The sequence below is a fragment of the Aequorivita sp. KMM 9714 genome (assembly GCF_011065475.1).
GTDB lineage: Bacteria > Bacteroidota > Bacteroidia > Flavobacteriales > Flavobacteriaceae > Aequorivita > Aequorivita sinensis.
This window is the reverse complement of record NZ_JAAGRO010000084.1, coordinates 1-202: the sequence shown is the minus strand read 5'-3', so window position 1 is coordinate 202 and position 202 is coordinate 1. Positions and strand designations below refer to the sequence as shown.

The 202-nt window shown below is 35.6% G+C and carries 1 protein-coding gene; it reads left to right on the top strand.

What is annotated here, in order from left to right; translation table 11 throughout:
* On the top strand, positions 1–202 hold a 202-nt coding region (locus G3A46_RS14235), incomplete at both ends, for a hypothetical protein (protein WP_165150802.1).

The following is a 202-nucleotide window of genomic DNA, read 5'->3' as shown; positions in this document are numbered from 1 at the left end:
AACGCAAATGGTGATACAATCACAATCGATGTTGTTGGAGATGTGGTAACTAACATCCAGAATCAAGGTGATATTTATAATGAAATTATCAACCTTATTACCAATACAACAGGTTCAGACCTTTTCGTTGATAATGGCGATGGTACTTTTACGCATACTACAGTAAATGGAGATGTAATTACTTTCGACGCAAACACCACTA